Here is a 3,828-nt window from a genome sequence, read left to right as displayed (position 1 = left end):
GAAGGTACATAGCTCCTTTAGTTTGCGGAGCGCTACTGCAACCCGTTAGACCGACAAATAGCGCGATAGACAGAAAGAATACTCGTTTCATTAGTTTTTGCCTTTAACTGGTATTGGGTCACTGATTTCATCTTCTCCAAACACGAGAGAGTTTGGCTTTTCGTTTAGCTGTTTAAGTACGGGTTTAAACTCTGTCATTACGCTTTCTAATTCTTTTAGCGTGGCTTCCATTTCGCTGTACATGGTTGAGTTGGGCCCATAACCATCGAGTGTTTTTTGTAATTGCTGTAAGCTTTGGCGAATATCTGTTGGGATCTCTTGCGTCTCTTTTTGATTCAAAAGTTTATCAATACTGTCCGCCACGCGTTCTGCTGAAGCTAACGTTTTTTCGGACGTTTTTAACGTTGAATTGAGAGAATCTAACGTTTCTTCCATCGGTAAGTTATTAATCTTATTTAGGAAGTCGTTCACTTGGCGCTGAACCTGCGCAAAACCACCACGCATAGTTGGGAAAACATCTAAATCAGCAAACTTACTCGGTACGTAAGGCTCGTCATTTGGATAGAAGTCGGCGTCAACATATAGTGCGCCTGTTAATAAGTTACCTGTTTTTAAAGTACCACGTAGGCCTTTAGCAAACTCACTCTTCAATTTATCTTTTAACATTGGTAAAGATTGGGATTGGAAATCGCCATAAACACGGCCGAGCTCGATACGTACCAATACAGGAATTTTTTTCGCAGAAAAGTTCTCTTCTGGGGTTGGAAGTCGCATTGGTACACGCATCACAGTACCAATTCTCAAGCCTCGATATTCGACAGGTGCCTTACGTTTAAGTCCTCGTACCGATTCATCAAAAAGCATAACGAATTCAATATAATCATCGTACATGCCTTCTCGAAGTTGTTTAATATCATCGTACAAGCGGAAGTTGACCATATTTTCAGTGAGCTGTTCACCGGATTCAAGACCTGGAACGGTATCGAAGGTAACACCACCCGTTAGCATGCTCTCTAATGAGCCAAACTTGACTTCGAACCCTTCAGCGTTGAGCTGTAAATCTACGCCAGAATTCAGCCAGAACTTGGTACGAGTGCGCACTAAGCTGTCATAAGGCTTGAAAATAAAGAGTTGGTATAACGCTTTGCGAGTGTCAACATCAAAGCTGGTTTTCTCTACACGACCAACCGTAAAGCCTTTATAAATGACGGGGTCACCAACGCCTAGCTTACCAGCCTCGCGGTGTGTTAACACAAGGCGTAACCCCTCTGCATCAGGAGAGGCGACTGGGGGAACATCTAAGACCGTAAAGCGCTCTTTCTCTATCTTAGACTTACCCGGCTGAAGTTGGATATAAGCGCCAGAGAGCAAGGTCTCTAAACCTGAAACGCCATCACGGCCAATACGAGGCTTCACAACCCAAAACATGGTGTCATCTCGCAGCATGCGTTCTGCATCCTTGTTCATTTGTGCCTTAGCGATGATGTGATCGTAATTTTCACTGAGAGTGACTTCAGTAATCAGTCCTACTTTTACATTCAATGCTCGGATTTCGGTTTTGCCAACCTCAATCCCATCTGCGGTTGGCAGTTGGAGAGTAATTTGTGGGCCTGTACTGTTGATATATTGGAACAGCATCCACGCTCCCATGGCTAGCGCAAGGATCGGGACAATCCATATCGCAGAAATCTGCTTTTGCGGTTTTATTTGAGCGGTTACGTTGTTCTCATCACTCATATTTGGCTTTCTCGTTTAAGTTGTCAGAAATCGGCTCCTGCACTTCGTTTTGTGGCAATTGCCACAACAAACGTGAGTCAAATATCATTGCAGAAAGCATAGTAAAAATGACCACTGCCGCGAAAGAGAGCGCAGCAGGACCTGGATAAATCGCCATTAAGTTTTGCAGTTGAACCAGTGCAACTAAGATCGCGACGACGAAGATATCGATCATGGACCAACGGCCAATAAACTCAGTTATACGGTAGATCTTTAAGCGTGAAATACTCTCTTCGTGCGGAAGATATCGCGCTTTTTGCGCATTGTAATACAGCCACGCGAGTGCCAGCATTTTCGCCATTGGAATAAATACGCTAGCAAAGAAAATTACCATCGCAATAGGGTAAGAACCTAAATGCCAAAGCAATATAACCCCCTCCATGATAGTTGAACCTTCTGCATGTCCAAGACTTACGGTGTACATCATAGGGTAGAGGTTTGCAGGGATATAGAAAATGACTGAAGCAAACAAAAGCGCCCAAGCTTTTTGTAAGTTGTCTGCGGGGTTGTATTTGTGAATAGGGCTTTTACAACGAATGCAGTGTTGGTGTTTTTTAGCTTCAATAGGGTTGAGCTGGTGACACGTATGACAACCAATATGGTTGTGGTTATGGTGCGTATCACCCTCTTTTACATTAGATAGCTCGATAGCTGGAATAAAGTGCCCCCAGAGCCAGCTTTTGTCGACCATTGATATGCATTTGACTACCAGAACGGTATATACACAAAACGCCCAGAATGAAGTGCCCATTCCTATGTCTGCGAGGGAAGCGATTTTAATTAAGCTGACCAACACGCCAATCAAAAAGACATCCACCATTAACCAGGGTTCGACTCGAAACAGAAGACGGCATAAAACTTTTGCCATTCGTTGCTGCTTTTTAGAGGGGGTATGTTTACGTGCTTTTAATGCTTCAAGGTGAAGAAAGAGAATGAGGCCAACATAGATTGCAGGTAAAACGATAACTGTTGCGAGTAACAGCACACCCAAAAGCACATTTTGAAACTCAGCCAGCATTTTTGCAGCGTGCAACAAGGTGATTTCTTGCGACAACCCTTGCACGCTGAACGACATAAAAGGGAAAGAAATGCTTAGCACTAACATGATCAAACATGCCGATGATATGGCGATCACGCTTTGGTAAGGCTTGGCATTCACTTTAGTCAGCGAATGCGAACATCGAGGACATTGTGCTTTTTGCCCCTGTTCGATATCGGGAATGCGAACAACAAGGCCGCACTCTTCGCATGAAATTAACTGACGGGAATTAGGTTGAATACTCATCGGGTAGGTTTTAGATTCATTTGCTTTAAGAATACTCTTTTTTCACTAGGCACGCTTGTTTTGATTCAGGAGTTTACGAGTTTCTTACTTTTGGCATTAGAGGATATGAGAGATCTAAGACATAAACGAAGTCACGTTTGGTACAAGATTTTACGGCGAAGATGAGTATGTTGGAAGTCGAAAATAATGTGATATTGCTTGTCTGTGGAGGGGGGTAATTACTTGTTTTTAAGGGTAAGTAACCCTGCCCAGATAATCTGAGCAGGGAAAAAGAGCATTTTATTTAAGGTGCTTAGTTGTACTTTACTTGACCGTTCCGCTCTTAAAGGCATTGGAGCCGACTTGCGTACCGTTGAGCGTTTTGCCGTAATAGCCTTGGTGTTGGTGATATTTCTCCGCGTTTGCGGTGACATTGCCTTTGAATCGAGGATCTTGTGGACGCTCATGGCTGTTGACGTATGCTGCGACATCCCAAGCTTCTTGCTCTGTCAGCTGCACACTTTTCCCAAGCGGCATGTTTTCGTAAATAAAATAGGCCGCTGTGTTAATCCGGTGCATACCTGCGCCCCAGTTATACGCATATTCGCCCCAAAGTGGTGGAATGTATGAGTGGCCGTTGGTGTCTTTGATGCCAGAACCGTCGGCGCGATGGCAAGTTTCACAGTTCTTTTCGTAGACCAGTGCGCCTCGCTCTATTGATGGTTCTTGCTCAGGGGCGGCGATTTTTGGGTAGCCACGCCCAGAGAGATTACCTCGATTTTCAATTG

Annotated in this window: 3 protein-coding genes; all 3 read right to left on the bottom strand. The window is 44.2% G+C overall.

Annotated features, from left to right (window positions below):
• Positions 1–90: 90 nt before the first annotated feature.
• Positions 91–1,737, bottom strand: coding sequence for an intermembrane transport protein PqiB (pqiB, locus tag IQR33_RS20760; RefSeq protein WP_017821656.1), 1,647 nt, complete (start codon positions 1,735–1,737; stop codon positions 91–93).
• Positions 1,730–3,061 (bottom strand): paraquat-inducible protein A, encoded by a 1,332-nt coding sequence (locus IQR33_RS20755; protein WP_054729239.1) that lies wholly within the window; start codon positions 3,059–3,061, stop codon positions 1,730–1,732. The genes pqiB and IQR33_RS20755 overlap by 8 nt, the downstream gene beginning before the upstream one ends.
• 303 nt (positions 3,062–3,364) lie before the next feature.
• The coding region (locus tag IQR33_RS33840) for a c-type cytochrome (protein ID WP_228014043.1) at positions 3,365–3,828 on the bottom strand (464 nt) is incomplete at its 5' end.

This window comes from Vibrio sp. OPT46, from assembly GCF_015163535.1.
Classification (GTDB): domain Bacteria; phylum Pseudomonadota; class Gammaproteobacteria; order Enterobacterales; family Vibrionaceae; genus Vibrio; species Vibrio alginolyticus.
This window is presented reverse-complemented; position numbering and strand designations above follow the sequence as displayed.

Bases quoted from the DNA above. Each gene is read 5' to 3' on its own strand.
- pqiB (WP_017821656.1), bottom strand. From the start codon at position 1,737: ATGAGTGATGAGAACAACGTAACCGCTCAAATAAAACCGCAAAAGCAG.
- IQR33_RS20755 (WP_054729239.1), bottom strand. From the start codon at position 3,061: ATGAGTATTCAACCTAATTCCCGTCAGTTAATTTCATGCGAAGAGTGC.